At 68.1% G+C, this 14,576-nt stretch carries 12 protein-coding genes and 1 tRNA gene; 9 read left to right on the forward strand and 4 right to left on the reverse strand.

Annotated elements, in window-relative coordinates; translation table 11 throughout:
• Positions 1–17: 17 nt before the first annotated feature.
• Both ACFY2X_RS11175 and ACFY2X_RS11180 read left to right on the forward strand, forming a co-directional pair.
• Entirely contained in the window at positions 18–1,496 is a 1,479-nt protein-coding gene (locus ACFY2X_RS11175) for a CHAD domain-containing protein (protein ID WP_389935850.1), read from the forward strand.
• A 52-nt stretch (positions 1,497–1,548) separates the two neighbouring features.
• A complete protein-coding gene (locus ACFY2X_RS11180; RefSeq protein ID WP_389935853.1) occupies positions 1,549–2,169 on the forward strand; it encodes a TMEM175 family protein in 621 nt (206 codons plus the stop codon).
• On the opposite strand, the gene ACFY2X_RS11185 is transcribed toward ACFY2X_RS11180, so the two are convergent.
• The 4 genes from ACFY2X_RS11185 to ACFY2X_RS11200 form a co-directional block, all read right to left on the reverse strand.
• The gene (locus ACFY2X_RS11185; protein ID WP_389935856.1) at positions 2,162–3,064 is read right to left on the reverse strand and encodes a histidine phosphatase family protein; all 903 of its coding nucleotides are present in this window, start codon (positions 3,062–3,064) and stop codon (positions 2,162–2,164) included. The two genes, ACFY2X_RS11180 and ACFY2X_RS11185, sit on opposite strands and share 8 nt — an antisense overlap.
• Entirely contained in the window at positions 3,057–5,132 is a 2,076-nt protein-coding gene (locus ACFY2X_RS11190; RefSeq protein ID WP_389935859.1) for an RNA degradosome polyphosphate kinase, read from the reverse strand. The genes ACFY2X_RS11185 and ACFY2X_RS11190 overlap by 8 nt, the downstream gene beginning before the upstream one ends.
• Positions 5,133–5,194: 62 nt before the next feature.
• The gene (locus ACFY2X_RS11195) at positions 5,195–6,193 is read right to left on the reverse strand and encodes a TetR family transcriptional regulator (protein ID WP_389935862.1); all 999 of its coding nucleotides are present in this window, start codon (positions 6,191–6,193) and stop codon (positions 5,195–5,197) included.
• Positions 6,194–6,545: 352 nt separating this feature from the next.
• Positions 6,546–7,487 (reverse strand): acyl-CoA desaturase, encoded by a 942-nt coding sequence (locus tag ACFY2X_RS11200; RefSeq protein ID WP_389935865.1) that lies wholly within the window; start codon positions 7,485–7,487, stop codon positions 6,546–6,548.
• Positions 7,488–7,972: 485 nt separating this feature from the next.
• Between ACFY2X_RS11200 and ACFY2X_RS11205 the strand changes: the two genes are divergently transcribed.
• The 7 genes from ACFY2X_RS11205 to ACFY2X_RS11235 all read left to right on the forward strand — a co-directional run bounded on the left by ACFY2X_RS11205 (position 7,973) and on the right by ACFY2X_RS11235 (position 14,574).
• Positions 7,973–8,047, forward strand: a tRNA-Gln gene (locus ACFY2X_RS11205).
• 161 nt (positions 8,048–8,208) lie between these two features.
• Entirely contained in the window at positions 8,209–9,660 is a 1,452-nt protein-coding gene (gene glmU / locus ACFY2X_RS11210) for a bifunctional UDP-N-acetylglucosamine diphosphorylase/glucosamine-1-phosphate N-acetyltransferase GlmU (protein ID WP_389935868.1), read from the forward strand.
• 73 nt (positions 9,661–9,733) lie between these two features.
• Positions 9,734–10,711: a ribose-phosphate diphosphokinase gene (locus ACFY2X_RS11215; RefSeq protein WP_389935870.1), complete on the forward strand. Its 978-nt coding sequence runs from the start codon at positions 9,734–9,736 to the stop codon at positions 10,709–10,711.
• A gap of 204 nt (positions 10,712–10,915) precedes the next feature.
• On the forward strand, positions 10,916–11,530 hold the full coding sequence (locus tag ACFY2X_RS11220; RefSeq protein ID WP_389935873.1) for a 50S ribosomal protein L25/general stress protein Ctc: 615 nt from the start codon (positions 10,916–10,918) through the stop codon (positions 11,528–11,530).
• 63 nt (positions 11,531–11,593) lie between these two features.
• Positions 11,594–12,199 carry an aminoacyl-tRNA hydrolase gene (gene pth / locus ACFY2X_RS11225; protein WP_389935876.1) on the forward strand — a complete coding sequence of 202 codons (606 nt, stop codon included), beginning with the start codon at positions 11,594–11,596 and terminating at the stop codon, positions 12,197–12,199.
• A 222-nt stretch (positions 12,200–12,421) separates the two neighbouring features.
• Entirely contained in the window at positions 12,422–13,807 is a 1,386-nt protein-coding gene (locus ACFY2X_RS11230) for a sugar transferase (RefSeq protein ID WP_389936824.1), read from the forward strand.
• A complete protein-coding gene (locus tag ACFY2X_RS11235) occupies positions 13,807–14,574 on the forward strand; it encodes a 3'(2'),5'-bisphosphate nucleotidase CysQ (RefSeq protein ID WP_389935879.1) in 768 nt (255 codons plus the stop codon). The genes ACFY2X_RS11230 and ACFY2X_RS11235 overlap by 1 nt, the downstream gene beginning before the upstream one ends.
• Positions 14,575–14,576: the final 2 nt, after the last annotated feature.

Below are 14,576 nucleotides of genomic sequence, written 5' to 3' on the forward strand. Positions count from 1 at the left end.
AAGTCAGGGGATGACCGGTGGCGATAGAGATTGAGGACAAGTTCGATGTCCCCGCTGACTACGGGATCCCCGGGCTGACCGATCTGCCGGGTGTCTCGGAGGTCACGGGCCCCAAGGCCCACCGGCTCGTCGCGCTCTATTTCGACACGGCCGACCTGCGGCTCGCCGCGCGCGGCATCACCCTGCGGCGGCGCAGAGGTGGAGCCGATCCCGGGTGGCACCTCAAGCTGCCCAAGGCGAAGGGCGTCCGGCAGGAGATCACCCATCCCCTGACCCGCAGCACCAAAATGGTCCCGCCTGAGCTGGCGAATCTCGTGCTCGCCTACACCCGGGGAGCGCCTCTCGCCCCGGTCGCGGAACTCGACACCCGCCGTGAGGTGAGCACGCCGGTCAACGGCGCGGGCGTCCGGCTGGCGGAGATCGCCGACGACCGGGTCAAGGGCACGGTGTTCGGCGCCCACCCGCATGTCGAGCGCTGGCGTGAGGTCGAGGCGGAGCTGGTCGAGGGCGACGAGAAGCTGCTCAAGAAGATCGGAAAGCGTCTGGTCAAGGCCGGGGCCGTCCCCGCCGAGTCGGCCAGCAAGCTCTCCCGCCTGCTCGGCGCCGTGGGTCCGGTCCCCGAGACTCCGCACGCGCGGACCAAGCCGGGCTCCGCCGGCGGGGCCGTCGTCGACTATCTCTCCTCCCAGGTCGGGGTCCTGCTCTCCCAGGACCCCCGGGTACGGCGGGCGGAGGAGGACGCCGTGCATCAGATGCGCGTCGCCGCCCGGCGGCTCCGCAGCGCGCTGAAGTCGTTCAAGTCGATCGTCGAGGGCACCGAGAACCTCCAGGACGAGCTCAAGTGGCTGGGCCAGATCCTCGGCGAGGCGCGCGACCTGGAGGTCATCAGGGAACGCTTCGGCGGCAGGCTCGACAGCCTGGACGGCGACCTGATCGTGGGCCCGGTCAGGGCCCGCCTCAGTTCCGACCTGCTGGACGAGGAGCATGAGGCCTACGACCGGATCAGGGAGACGCTCAGCGGGGAACGCTACTTCGCCCTGCTCGACGCCCTCGACGATCTGATCGGCACCCCCGTGCTCACCAAGGCCGCCGGCAAGCCCGGCGAAATCCTGCACGCCGTGGCCGCCAAGAGCTGGCGCCGGGTCACCAGGGCCTACGACACCGCCCAGGCCATCGACGACCCCGCCGAGCGCGAACAGGCCATGCACGACGTGCGCAAGGCGGCCAAGCGGGCTCGCTACACGGCCGAGGCGCTCGGGATGGACAAACCTGCCAAGCAGGCCGAAGCCGTACAGGAGGTGCTGGGCACGCACCTGGACGGCGTCATCGCGCAGGGGCGGCTGGCGGCCGAGGCCGAGACCGCCCGGCGGGCCGGGGAGGACACCTTCACCTACGGCGTGCTGACCGGTCTGGAACGGGCCGAGGCCGAGCGCGCCTACGAGGAGTTCCCCCGCATCTGGGCCGAGACCACGCAGGCCATGCGGACGCTGCTCTGAGCGGGGGGATGTCGCTTTAAGGCGATATGGCGGCTTCGCTACGATCCTCGCCATGTCTGATGTCAGCGGGGACACCGCTATGAGGACCGGTCGTGTCGAGGCTTTCAGCGACGGTGTCTTCGCCATCGCGATCACCCTGCTGATCCTGGAGATCAGGCTTCCCGAGAAGCCGGGTCATCATCTCTGGGAGGCGCTGGTCGGGCTCTGGCCCTCCTATCTCGCCTACGCGGTGACGTTCATGCTGATCGGGATGGTCTGGATGAACCACCATCGGATGTTCCACCACATCCGCAGGGCTGACGGGATGCTGCTCGCGCTGAACCTGCTCCTGCTCATGGACGTGGCCTTCCTGCCGTTCCCCACGCACGTGCTGGCCGAGGCCATCACGGAGGGAGAGGGAAGCGGCGCCGCCGCGGTCTTCTACGGCGTGATCCTGGTGATCGGCGGAATCTTCTTCAACGGGTTGTGGTGGTACGCCTCGGCCGGGCACCGTCACCTCGGTGACAGCATCACACCCGCCGAGGCGCGGGCCCTGCGCATCCGCTGGGGAATGGGGCCGGTGCTCTACCTTGTCGCCACGATCGTCGGCGCGGTCAGCGCGATCGCCAGCCTATGCCTGTACGTCTTCTTGTTGATCTTCTACTTCTTCGACATGCGGCCGCGGACTAGGTGACGTAGCGGTCCATGCCCACGATCTGCCCGTCGGCGTGGTGCAACACCATGAACTCACCCTTGCGCAGATGCACGTTTCCCGGCCGGTCGGCGACCCCGGCGACCAGTTCGGGGAGCACCTTGCCGTGACTGCAGAGCACCGCGGGACGATCCGAGCCGAGGGCCTCGGCGACCAGGCGCCGCGCGGCGTGAGAGTCGTAGCGGGTCTCCGACAGGCACCGCTCCTCGCGGATCTCCAGGCCGGTCCGCCTGGCGTACGGTTCCAGGGTCTGGACGCACCGCCTGCTCGGCGAGCTGACCAGCTCCACGGGGCGGTAGCCGCGCAACACGTCCGCGAGCACCTCGGCCTGCCTCCTGCCGGACTCGTCGAGCGGTCGTTCGTCGTCGTCGCCCTCCCACTCCTGCCGGGAACCGGCCGTGCCGTGCCGGACGAGGATGAGCGGTGTGGTCACCAGGGGAAGCGCGGTGAGGGCATGGAGCAGCCCGGCGTCCCACTCGTAGGTCAGCCGCCGCCTGGCCTCGCTCACCGGCAGCCAGATCACCGCGTCGACCTCGTCCACCCCGCCTGCCTCGCCGGTGTCCGCCAAGACTCTCGGCTCCTCGGAGAGAGGCCGGGCCGCCCAATAGTCGACGCGCTTGAGCCGCTTGCCCTTCAGGTAGTGGATCGGCGGCAGCGAGCGGCCGAGCAGCACGGTGATCCCGGTCTCCTCGGCCACCTCGCGCAGGGCACCGGCGATGACGTGCTCGCCGGTCTTCAGCTTCCCCTTGGGGAACGTCCAGTCGTCGTACTTCGGGCGGTGAACGAGTGCGACCTCTGGCGCGGACTCCGGACCTCTCCACACCACCGCCCCGGCGGCGCGGATCATGTCGGTCGGCCGGACGTCCAGCTCAGTCATCAATCGCCCTCCACCGCCGCATGCCGACCAGATGGCTCTGCAGGTCGTCGCCGTCCTTCCGGGTCCAGGTCCCGTCGGAGTTGAGCCACCACGTGGAGGTCTCCTCCGAGGTCACCCGGTCGAGAAGCGCGGTGAGATAGAGCCGCTGCTGCTGGCTGGTCACCTTGACCAGCGCCTCCACCCGGCGCTCCAGATTGCGGCGCATCAGGTCGGCGCTGCCGATCCAGATCTCCGGCCTGCGGCCGTGGCCGAACTCGTAGATCCGCGAATGTTCGAGGAAGCGGCCCAGCACGCTCCTGACCCGGATGTTCTCCGACAGCCCCGGGACGCCCGGTCGCAGCGTGCACACCCCGCGCACCCACAGGTCCACCGGGACGCCCGCCTGGGAGGCCCGGTAGAGCGCGTCGATGATCGGCTCGTCCACCAGGGAGTTGGTCTTCATCCTGATCCTGGCCGGGCGGCCCGCCTCCTGGTGGGAGATCTCCCGCTCGATCCTGGCCAGCAGCCCGCCGCGCATCGAGTGCGGGGCGACCAGCAGCCGCCGGTAGGCCGAGTGGTTGGAGTATCCGGTCAGGTGGATGAACAGGTCGGTGACGTCCTCGCCGACCAGCGGGTCGGCGGTGAGCAGGCCAAGGTCCTCGTAGACGCGGGCGGTCTTGGGGTTGTAGTTGCCGGTGCCGATGTGGCAGTAGCTCCGGAGCTCGCCGGAGGGCTCCTGCCGTACGACAAGGGCCAGCTTGCAGTGGGTCTTCAGCCCCACCACCCCGTAGACCACATGGCACCCGGCCCGCTCCAGCTTGCGCGCCCAGGTGATGTTGGCGTGCTCGTCGAACCGCGCCTTGATCTCCACCACCACGACGACCTGCTTGCCCGCCTCGGCCGCGTCGATCAGCGCGTCCACGATCGGGGAGTCGCCGCTGGTCCGGTAGAGCGTCTGCTTGATGGCCAGCACGGCCGGGTCCGCCGCAGCCTGCTCGATGAAGCGCTGCACGCTCGTGGAGAACGAGTCGTACGGGTGGTGCAGCAGCACGTCCCGCTCGCGGAGCACCGCGAAGATGTCGTCCTCGACGTGGACGACCTCGGCGGGCACGAACGGGCGGAAGCTCAGCTCCCCCCGGTCCAGGTCGGCGATCGCGTGCAGCCCGGTCAGGTCCAGCGGGCCGGACAGCCGGTAGATCTCATGCTCGGCCACCCCCAGCTCGTCCACCAGCAGGTCGAGCACCTCGGGCGTGATGGTGTCCTCGACCTCCAGGCGAACCGGCGGGCCGAAGCGGCGCTTGAGCAGCTCGCGCTCCAGGGCCTGCATGAGGTTTTCGGTGACGTCCTCGTCCACGTCCAGGTCCTCGTTGCGGGTCACCCGGAAGACGTGGTGCTCGACGACCTCCATGCCCTTGAAGAGCTGGCCGAGGTGAGCGGCGATCACATCCTCAAGGGGGACGAAGCGGTCCTTGGACGCCGCGACGAAGCGGGGGAGCTGGCTCGGCACCTTCACCCGCGCGAACACGGTGTTACCGGTCGCGGGATTGCGAACGGTAACGGCCAGGTTCAGCGACAGGCCGGAAATATAGGGAAAAGGATGGGCGGGGTCCACCGCCAGAGGCGTCAGGACCGGCCGGATCCTCTCCCGGAACAGCTTGCGCATCTCGGTGCGCTCGTCCCGGCCCAGGTCCTCCCAGCGCACGATCTCGATGCCCTCGGAGGCCAGTTGCGGGCGCAGCCGCTCGTGGAAGCAGGCCGAGTGGCGCTGTGCGAGATCGTCGGCGATCGAGGCGATCCTGGCCAGTTCCTCGCGGGGCTTCAGCCCGCTTTTGGTGCGCAGCAGCAGGCCGGTGGCCATCCGCCGTTTGAGACCGGCCACCCGCACCCGGAAGAACTCATCCAGGTTGCTGGCGAAGATCGCCAGGAACCTGACCCTCTCCAGCAGGGGCAGGGAGGAGTCTTCTGCCAGTTCCAGGACCCGCTGGTTGAACTGCAACCAGCTCTCCTCGCGATTGAGGAAGCGTTCTTGCGGGAGGGGAAGCCCTTCAGGGAGTCCTTCGGAGGTGGGGTGCGCGAGTTCGGCGGACATATGACCAGAATGCCCGCTTTGGTTGAACGGAACGTTAATTTCGGCTCAACGACCGCTGTTGCTTACTCGGTCGGTTCAAGTTTTCCCTGCCTCTCGCCAGCGCGTTCGGCAAACCTGGCCTGCCTGGCGGTCTCCTTCTCGGTGGCCTTGGCCTCGCGGATCCGGATCTTCTCCAGTTCCCTGAACTCCCGTTCGCGGGCCTTCTCCTGCTCCCTGTAGAGCCGTTCCTGCTCGCGGAACTCGCGCTCGCGGGTCTTTTCCAGCTCACGCTGCTCCCGGAGCCGGGTCTTCTCCTGCTCGCGCGCCAGCTTCTCCGCCTCGCGTTGCTCGCGCTCCCGGATCTTCTCCTGCTCCTTGAGCTCGCGTTCGCGGGCCTTGCCCATCTCGCGCAGTTCTTTTTCGGTCGGACGCGGCGGCAGCGGTGCCCGGCGCTGTTCCATGCCCCGGGAGGAGGCGGTCAGTCGAGGCCGGGGGTCCAGTCCGGTGAGGCCGTTCCACGCGAGGTTGACCAGATGCGCGGCCACTTCCTCGCGCGAGGGCTTGCGCACGTCCAGCCACCATTGGCCGGTCAGCGCCACCATGCCGACCAGCATCTGCGCGTACATCGGCGCCAGCTTCGGGTCGTAGCCCCGCTCCACGAACTCGTCGACCATCACGTCTTCGACCTGGCTGGCGATGTCGTTGATCAGACTGGCGAACGTGCCCGTCCCCGAGGCCGCGTGCGAGTCGCGGACCAGGATCCGGAAGCCCTCGCTGTTCTCCTCCACATACGCCAGCAGTGCCAGAGCGGCCCGCTCCAGCTTGATCAGCGAGTGTGAGGCCGACAGTGCCTCCGTCACCATGCCGAGCAGCTTCTGCATCTCCCGGTCGATGACGACCGCGTACACGCCTTCCTTGCCGCCGAAGTGCTCGTAGACCACCGGTTTGGAGACATTGGCGGTCGCCGCGATCTCCTCGACCGATGTCCCGTCAAACCCCTTCTCCGCGAACAGGGTCCTGCTGATCTGGATCAGCTGTTCCCGGCGTTCCTTGCCTGACATGCGTCGTCGAGGTTCGCTCACGGTTCTAATAATGGCGCTAACTGGCGGTGAAGCGGGAACCACCTCCCGGACTACCTCGATCCCGACAGTCCCGGCAGTCCGGTCAAGTTTGACGGAATCGCTCGGCGTCGTCTGGGTGGTTTTTGGAAGTTCGGCGCGGGTGCGGGCCGCCTGTGCGGCCCTGGAGGAGTTGGCGCGCGGTGCGCGTGCGCGGGCGGCCCTGGGGGGGTCAGCGGGCGTTGTGTATGCGCGGGCCGCCTGGGCGGCCCTGGGGGGGTCAGCGGGCGTTGTGTATGCGCGGGCCGCCTGGGCGGCCCTGGGGGGGTCAGCGGGCGTTGTGTATGCGCGGGCCGCCTGGGCGGCCCTGGGGGGGTCAGCGGGCAATGCGTTTCGCCGCCAGTCGCTCGGGCGTCGGCCAGCGGACCGAATGGACCCATCCGGCCTTCTCGAACCAGCGGATCACGCCCGCGCTGAGGTCGATCTGACCCTTGAGCACGCCGTGCCGGGCGCAGGTCGGGTCGGAGTGGTGCAGGTTGTGCCAGGACTCGCCGAAGGAGGGGATGGCCAGCCACCACACGTTGCGCGACTTGTCACGCGACTCGAAGACCTCTTCGCCGAAGACGTGGCAGATGGAGTTGATCGACCAGGTCACGTGGTGCAGCAGGCCGATCCGGACCAGCGTGCCCCAGAAGAAGCCGGTGACCATGCCCCACCACGACCACGTCAGCAGGCCGCCCAGCACTGCGGGGAGCACCAGCGAGGTGATCGCCAGCACCGGGAAGAACTTGTGCAGCTTGATGACGTCCGGGTCTTTGACCAGGTCCGGAGCGTACTTCTCGCGGTTGGCGCGGTCGGTCTCGAACAGCCAGCCCATGTGCGCCCAGAGCAGCCCCTTGGTCACGGCGCGGAAACCGGTCCCGAAGCGCCAGGGGGAGTGCGGGTCGCCTTCCTTGTCGGAGAACTTGTGGTGCTTGCGGTGGGTGGCCACCCAGTCCAGCACCGACATCTCCAGTGAGATGCTGCCGGCGATGCCCAGCGCGATTTTCATAGGGCGCTTGGCTTTGAACGATCCGTGGGTGAAGTAGCGGTGCAGACCGACGGTCACGCCCAGGCCGGAGACCACGTAGAAGACGCTCGCGATCACGACATCGGTCCAGCCCAGGCCCCAACCCCATGCGAACGGGACTGCGGTGGCGAGGGCGATCAGCGGCGCGGCCACGACCACCCCGAAGGTGACGAGCTCGGGCTTGGTCTTCGGCTCGGGGTCCACATCCGGTTTGGGACCCGGTGCGGGGCGTTCTGCGATGACGGTCATGCGCTACCTCACGAGGAATCAGGGAGGAAGATGGGCTTTTGTCGGGCTACGCCACCGTAACCTACGCCATCGTAAGTTAGGAATCCCTAAGCGCCTAATGTGGGGAAGGTGAAGTTCCCGGGTTGACTGCCTAGGTGTTTCCTGTCTTGTGTACTACCCGTCTGACCTGGTAAGAGACAACCCATCATGTGACCCGTGAGCGTGCTGTGGCATCAACTCTCTGCCGTTTGACGCCCGGAGACGGTATGGTTTTGCTGATCGAACGGGCGAGCGATAACCAAACTTGGCCGGGAGAGCGGGTTGGGCGGGAAACTCCGGGCGACCGGGGTGGAAGACAGGGCAGCAGCATCAACGATCCGCGCGTGGTCGCGGGTCTTAGATGACTGGAATCCTCCGGATTCGTCCGCGAGGAGTGTTTCGAATCGGCGGCTCGGTATCGTATGGGGTGCCGGATGCTCGGACGGAAGTCTGAGGAGTCCGGCTGATCCGGCATTGGGTAATTGGCAGCCCGCAAGATTTTGGTTCTTGTTGTCCAGGTTCGAGTCCTGGTGCCGGAGCCATGACCTCTGTTGTTCGTTGACCGGGCTGGTCGGCTGAGTTGGTTCGCGGAGGGGAAGGTATCCTCACGTTGTCGAGTGGGTGACCGTGCGATGCCCTGGGGGTAGCCATCTGTCATCCCGCTCCGTCATGTCTCAGCCGCGACGCCGAGGGAGCCTCGTCCGTGAGTGTGCCGCGCCCGGCCGCCATCATTGTCCTCGCCGCAGGCGAGGGCACCCGGATGAAGTCGAAAACACCCAAGATCCTGCACGAGCTGTGCGGCCGTACCCTGGTCGACCACATGCTCACCGCCGCTCGAGGTCTCGAACCCGAGCGGCTCATTGTTGTCGTCGGTCATGAAAGGGAGCGGGTCCAGGCGCATCTGGCGCGGACCAGCCCCGACGCGCGGGCCGTTGTGCAGGCCGAGCAGAAGGGGACCGGTCACGCGGTCAGGGTCGTGCTGGAAACGATCGGCACGATCGACGGCACGGTCCTGGTCACCTACGGGGACACACCCCTGCTGCGCGCCGAGACGCTCGCCGCACTGCTCGGACGGCACGGCGAGGACGGCAACGCCGTCACCGTGCTCACCGCCGAGGTGCCCGATCCCCACGGCTACGGCAGGATCATCCGCGACACCACGGGAGCGGTCCTGGAGATCGTCGAGGAGAAGGACGCCAGCCCCGAGCAGCGGGCGATCAAGGAGATGAACTCGGGCGTCTACGCCTTCGACGGGCTCCTGCTGGCCGACGCCGTCAAGCGGGTGTCCACCTCCAACGCCCAGGGTGAGGAATACCTCACCGACGTCCTGTCCATCCTGAGGGAGGACGGCCACCGGGTCGGCGCGTACGTCGCGCCCGACTACGTCGAGGTGGAGGGCGTCAACGACCGGGTGCAGCTCGCCTTCGCCCGCAAGGTGCTCAACTCCCGGCTGCTGGAGACCCACATGCGCGCCGGGGTCACGGTGATCGACCCGGCCAGCACGTGGGTGGACGTGGACGTGACGCTGGAACGGGACGTGGTGATCCACCCGGGCACCCAGCTGCACGGCCGTACGGCCATCGCGGAGGGCGCCGAGGTCGGGCCGGCCTCCACGCTGACCGACACGGTCGTCGGCGAGGGGGCGGTCGTCCGCAACGCCGTCTGCGTCGAGGCCGAGATCGGCCCCCAGGCTCTGGTGGGGCCCTACGCGTACCTGCGGCCGGGAACCGTGCTCGCTCACAAGGCCAAGGCCGGAACCTACGTCGAGATGAAGAACGCCCGAGTGGGCGAGGGGGCGAAAGTACCCCACCTGACCTATGTGGGCGACGCCACGATCGGAGCCGGGGCGAACATCGGCGCCTCGGCGGTCTTCGTCAACTACGACGGGGTCAACAAGCACCACACGACGGTGGGCGAACACGCCTTCGTCGGGTGCGACACCATGCTCGTCGCACCGGTGAACATCGGTGACGGCGCATACACTGCCGCGGGCTCGGTCATCGACAGTGACGTCCCAGCGGGGTCGATCGGGGTGGCCCGGGGGCGGCAGCGCAACATTGAAGGGTGGGTCGTGCGCAGGCGCGCGGGCACCAAATCGGCCGAGGCAGCGCTGCGAGCAGCCGAAACCGGGAATCAGCAGGGGAGCAAGACGTGATTGAGCGAAGCGGGCGAGCCGATGGCAGCAGCGTCGCGAAGGCAATGACGAGCCGTCAGGCGAGGAGGGCGGCATGACCGGCATCACACAGACGGGCGAGAAGAAACTGATGTTCTTCTCCGGCCGCGCATACCCGGAGCTGGCCGAAGAGGTGGCCAGCCACCTCGGGATCGACACCACCCCCACCGCCCTGCGTGACTTCGCCAACGGCGAGATCTATGCCCGCTACCTGGAGTCGGTCCGGGGGTGCGACGCGTTCGTCATCCAGAGCCACACCGGGCCCATCAACAAGTGGATCATGGAGCAGCTGATCATGGTGGACGCGCTCAAGCGCGCCTCCGCCAAGCGGATCACCGTGATCATGCCGTTCTTCGGCTACGCCCGTCAGGACAAGAAGGGCCGAGGCCGCGAGCCCATCACCGCCCGGCTGATGGCCGACATGTTCAAGACCGCGGGCGCCGACCGGCTGATGTCGATCGACCTGCACACCTCGCAGATCCAGGGCTTCTTCGACGGCCCGGTGGACCACCTGTTCGCCATGCCGGTCCTGGTCAACTACCTCAAGGACAAGCTCGACCTGCAGACGACCACCGTCGTGTCGCCCGACACCGGCCGGGTGCGCCTGACGGAGCGCTGGGCCGACACCCTGGGCACCCCGATGGCCTTCATCCACAAGCGCCGCGATCTCGACGTGGCCAACCAGGTGACGGTGAACGAGGTCGTCGGCAAGGTGCGGGGCCGTACCTGCATATTGATCGACGACATGATCGACACCGCGGGCACGATCTGCAAGGCGGCCGACGCGCTGTACGAGCAGGGGGCCACCAACGTGCTCGTGGCCGCCACGCACGCGGTGTTCTCCGACCCCGCGGTGGACCGGCTGAAGAACTCCAAGGTCTCCGAAGTGATCGTCACCAACACGCTGCCGATCGCCGAGGAGAAGAGGTTCGACAAGCTGACCGTGCTGTCGATCGCCCCGTTGATCGCCCGGGCCATCACCGAGGTGTTCAGCGACGGCTCGGTGACGAGCATGTTCGAGGGCGACAGCTGATCTGAGAGGGTGCGCCGGTGATCCCGACCGAGGAGCGAGGACGCGACGAGGGACGGCACCGGCCACCGGCACCCGAGCCGCCGGGCGAAGCCCGGCGATATACGGGTAACCTATACAGGTTGCGTGCGCTCGTAACGCCTTCCGCTAGGGCGGGTGAGGGGGAGCGCACCCTTCCCATCGTCGAAGATCCCTAGGAGATCAGCCGTGTCCGAAGTAATCATCAAGGCCGAGGCCCGCGACGCGTTCGGCAAGGGCGCCGCCCGCAAGATCCGCCGCGAGCACAAGGTTCCCGTCGTCCTCTACGGGCACGGCACGGACCCCAGGCACCTCACGCTCCCCGGCCACGAGCTCCTGCTCGCCCTGCGCACGCCGAACGTGCTGATCCGCCTCCAGGGTGCGGTCGACGAGCTGGCGCTGCCCAAGGGCGTCCAGCGTGACCCGATCAAGGGCTTCCTGGAGCACGTCGACCTCCTCCTCGTCAAGCGCGGCGAGAAGGTCACGGTCGACATCCCCGTCACCGTCGCGGGCGAGGTGGCCGACGGCATCCTCGACCAGCAGCTGGTGTCCGTCTCGGTCGAGGCCGAGGCCACCCACATCCCGACCGGTGTCGAGGTCGACGTCGAGGGCATGGAGGTCGGCGCCCACGTCAACGCCGGCGACCTGAAGCTCCCCAAGGGCACCTCCCTGGTCACCGACCCGGAGACGCTGGTCCTGCACGTCATCGCGGCCCCGACCGCGGAGGCCGCCGAGGGTGAGGCTGCCGAGGGTGAGGCCGCCGAGGCCGCCCCCGCGGAGGCCGCCGAAGCCGCCGCCGAGTAGTTTTCTCTGCTACACCTGTCAGGGCAGCCCGGGATCGGGCTGCCCTGACGCGCATATGAAGGGATGCCGACCGTGGACCGCTGGTTGGTGGTGGGCCTGGGGAATCCCGGGCCGGAGTATGCCGGGAACCGGCACAACGCGGGTTTCATGGTGCTTGACGAACTCGCCGCGCGGGCCGGTGGGCGCTTCAAGGCGCACAGGTCGCGGGCCGAGGTGCTGGAAGGCCGCGTGGCGGACGCCCCCGCGGTGCTGGCCAAGCCGCTGTCCTTCATGAACCTCTCGGGTGGGCCGGTCAAGGCCCTGGCCGACTTCTACAAGGTGGAGCCGGCGCGCGTGATCGTGGTCCACGACGAGCTGGACATTCCGTACGGCGCGCTCCGGGCCAAGCTGGGTGGCGGCGACAACGGTCACAACGGGCTGAAGTCGATCACCAAGACCCTGGCCACCAAGGACTATCTGCGGGTGCGGTTCGGCATCGGCCGCCCGCCCGGCCGGATGGACGCCGCGTCCTTCGTCCTGCGGGACTTCGCCACCGCGGAGCGCAAGGACCTGCCGTTCCTGGTCGACCGGGCCGCCGACATGGTGGAGTCGCTGATCAAGGCGGGTCTTGAGCCGACCCAGAACACCTTCCACACCGGCGACCTGAAGGTCTCGGGTCCCCCTCGATAGCGCCGGACGGTGAAGGCGCGGCCAGTAATACGGCCAGGTAATGGGGCCATCGGCCTCAATGTCCACAGAGATATACGTTTCGATTTCCAACCGTCCCCTCGCTCTTCCTGTCGCTAGCATTCGGTTACCGTACGTTTGCAAGCAGTGACGCAGGGGGAGTGTGTGCGCGACGTGACCGCCGTCCAGGCGACCCCGAGATCGGTGCCGACGACCCGTCCGCGTATGCCGGACTGGGTGCGCGGGCATCGAGCGCGGGCCGTCGCCGCCGACATCGGCTGTGCCTCCCTGGCCGGGGCCCTCGCTTTGTTCGTTCGATTCGGCGAGGTCACTCCCTACGTCACCCCCTATGTCATGCTGAGCGCCGGACTGCCCGTCGTGTGGGTCTGCGCGGTCGCGCTGAACCGTGCCTACGAGCCCCGCCTGATCGGCCTAGGCTCGGAGGAGTTCCAGCGGATCTTCCAGTGCGGCTTCATGCTCACCGCGGCGCTCGCCATCGGCGCCTACGTGACCAAGACGGACGTGGCCCGCGGCTACGTGGTGCTGGCGATCCCGCTGACGACGCTGCTCACCCTCCTGGCACGGTACGGCCTGCGTCGTTTCCTGCACCGGATGCGGATGCAGGGTGGCTGCATGCGGCGGGTCGTCGCGGTGGGTCACCGGGCCGCGATCGCCGACCTGGTCCGCCGGCTCCGCCGGGAGCGCTACCACGGCATGGAGGTCGTGGGGGTCTGCATGCCGCACGACGGCGTGGGCGACGTGGAGGGCGTTCCGATTCTCGGAGACTTCTCCGACGTCCCGCTCGTGGTGGGGCAGGTCGCGGCCGACACGGTCGCGGTGCTGGCCTGCCCGGAGATGGACGGTGTGGCGCTGCGGCGGCTGGCCTGGCGGCTGGAGAAGACCGACACCGATCTGGTCGTGGCTCCGGCCCTGATGGAGGTGGCCGGGCCGCGGATCACGATCCGCCCGGCGGCCGGGCTGCCCCTGCTGCACGTGGACCACCCCGAGATCGCGGGCCTGCGCCAGGTGGTCAAGAACCTCTTCGACCGGGTCGGGGCCGGGCTGCTGCTGGTCGCGCTGCTGCCGCTGTTCGCCGGTCTGGTGGTGGCCGTACGGGCGTCGAGCTCCGGCCCCGCGTTCTTCCGTCAGACGCGGGTGGGCCGGGACGGCAAGGAGTTCACGATCTACAAGTTCCGGACGATGGGCACCGACGCCGAGCGGCAGAAGATCGAGTTGGCCGGAGACGGTCAGGGTGTGCTGTTCAAGATTCGCAACGACCCGCGTGTGACCCCGCTGGGGGCGCGGCTACGCCGTCACTCCTTGGATGAACTGCCTCAATTGATTAACGTGGTGCTCGGCCACATGTCTCTCGTGGGCCCTCGGCCGCCGCTACCGGAGGAGGTTGCCCGATATGGAGACGATGTCCGGCGCAGGTTGCTGGTGAAACCGGGAATGACCGGCCTTTGGCAGGTCAGCGGGAGATCTGACCTGTCTTGGGAGGAATCAGTGCGGTTGGACCTGCGTTATGTGGAGAACTGGTCCCTCACGCTGGACCTGCAGATCCTGTGGAAGACCTGGTCAGCCGTCGCGCGAGGAGCTGGAGCATACTGATGACGATTCGCGACGACCATGTTCTCGCCGCGGACCTGGCGACGGAGGCCGGCGAGAAGCTGCTGGCCCTGCGCGAGAAGACGGGGTTCGACGAGCCCTCCGTCCTGCGCAAGGAGGGTGACACCGCCTCTCACCTGTTCCTCACCGACGCCCTGGCACGATTGCGCCCGAGTGACAGTGTGCTGTCCGAGGAGGCGACCCAGCAGGAGCGTCTCGACCCTCGCCGCCTCACGGCCGAGCGGGTGTGGATCGTCGACCCGCTGGACGGCACGCGCGAGTTCGCCGAGGAGGGCCGCGCCGACTGGGCGGTTCACGTGGCGCTCTGGGAGCGCGGCACGCTGACCGCGGGGGCGGTGGCGCTGCCGGCGCAGGGCCGGACCCTGTCGACCCTCGAACCGCCCGTGCTCCCCGCGGTCCAGGCGGCGGCCAGGCCGCGGATCGCGGTCAGCCGGACCCGCCCGCCGGAGTTCGTCCAGAACCTGGCCCACCTCGTGGGCGCCGACCTGGTGCCGATCGGATCGGCGGGCGCGAAGATCTCCGCGGTGCTCACCGGGGAGGTCGAAGCCTACGTGCACGCCGGCGGCCAGTACGAATGGGACTCCGCCGCACCGGTGGCCGTGGCCCTCGCCTCGGGGGCCTACGCGAGTCGCATCGACGGCTCGCCGCTGGTCTACAACCAAGTTGACCCCTCACTGCCGGATATCCTTGTTTCCCTACCGGGACTAGCGCCAACGTTGCTCGCTGGGATCCGGGATCTGCACCGATAATC

The sequence above is a fragment of the Streptosporangium sp. NPDC000396 genome (assembly GCF_042898655.1).
Classification (GTDB): Bacteria; Actinomycetota; Actinomycetes; order Streptosporangiales; family Streptosporangiaceae; genus Streptosporangium.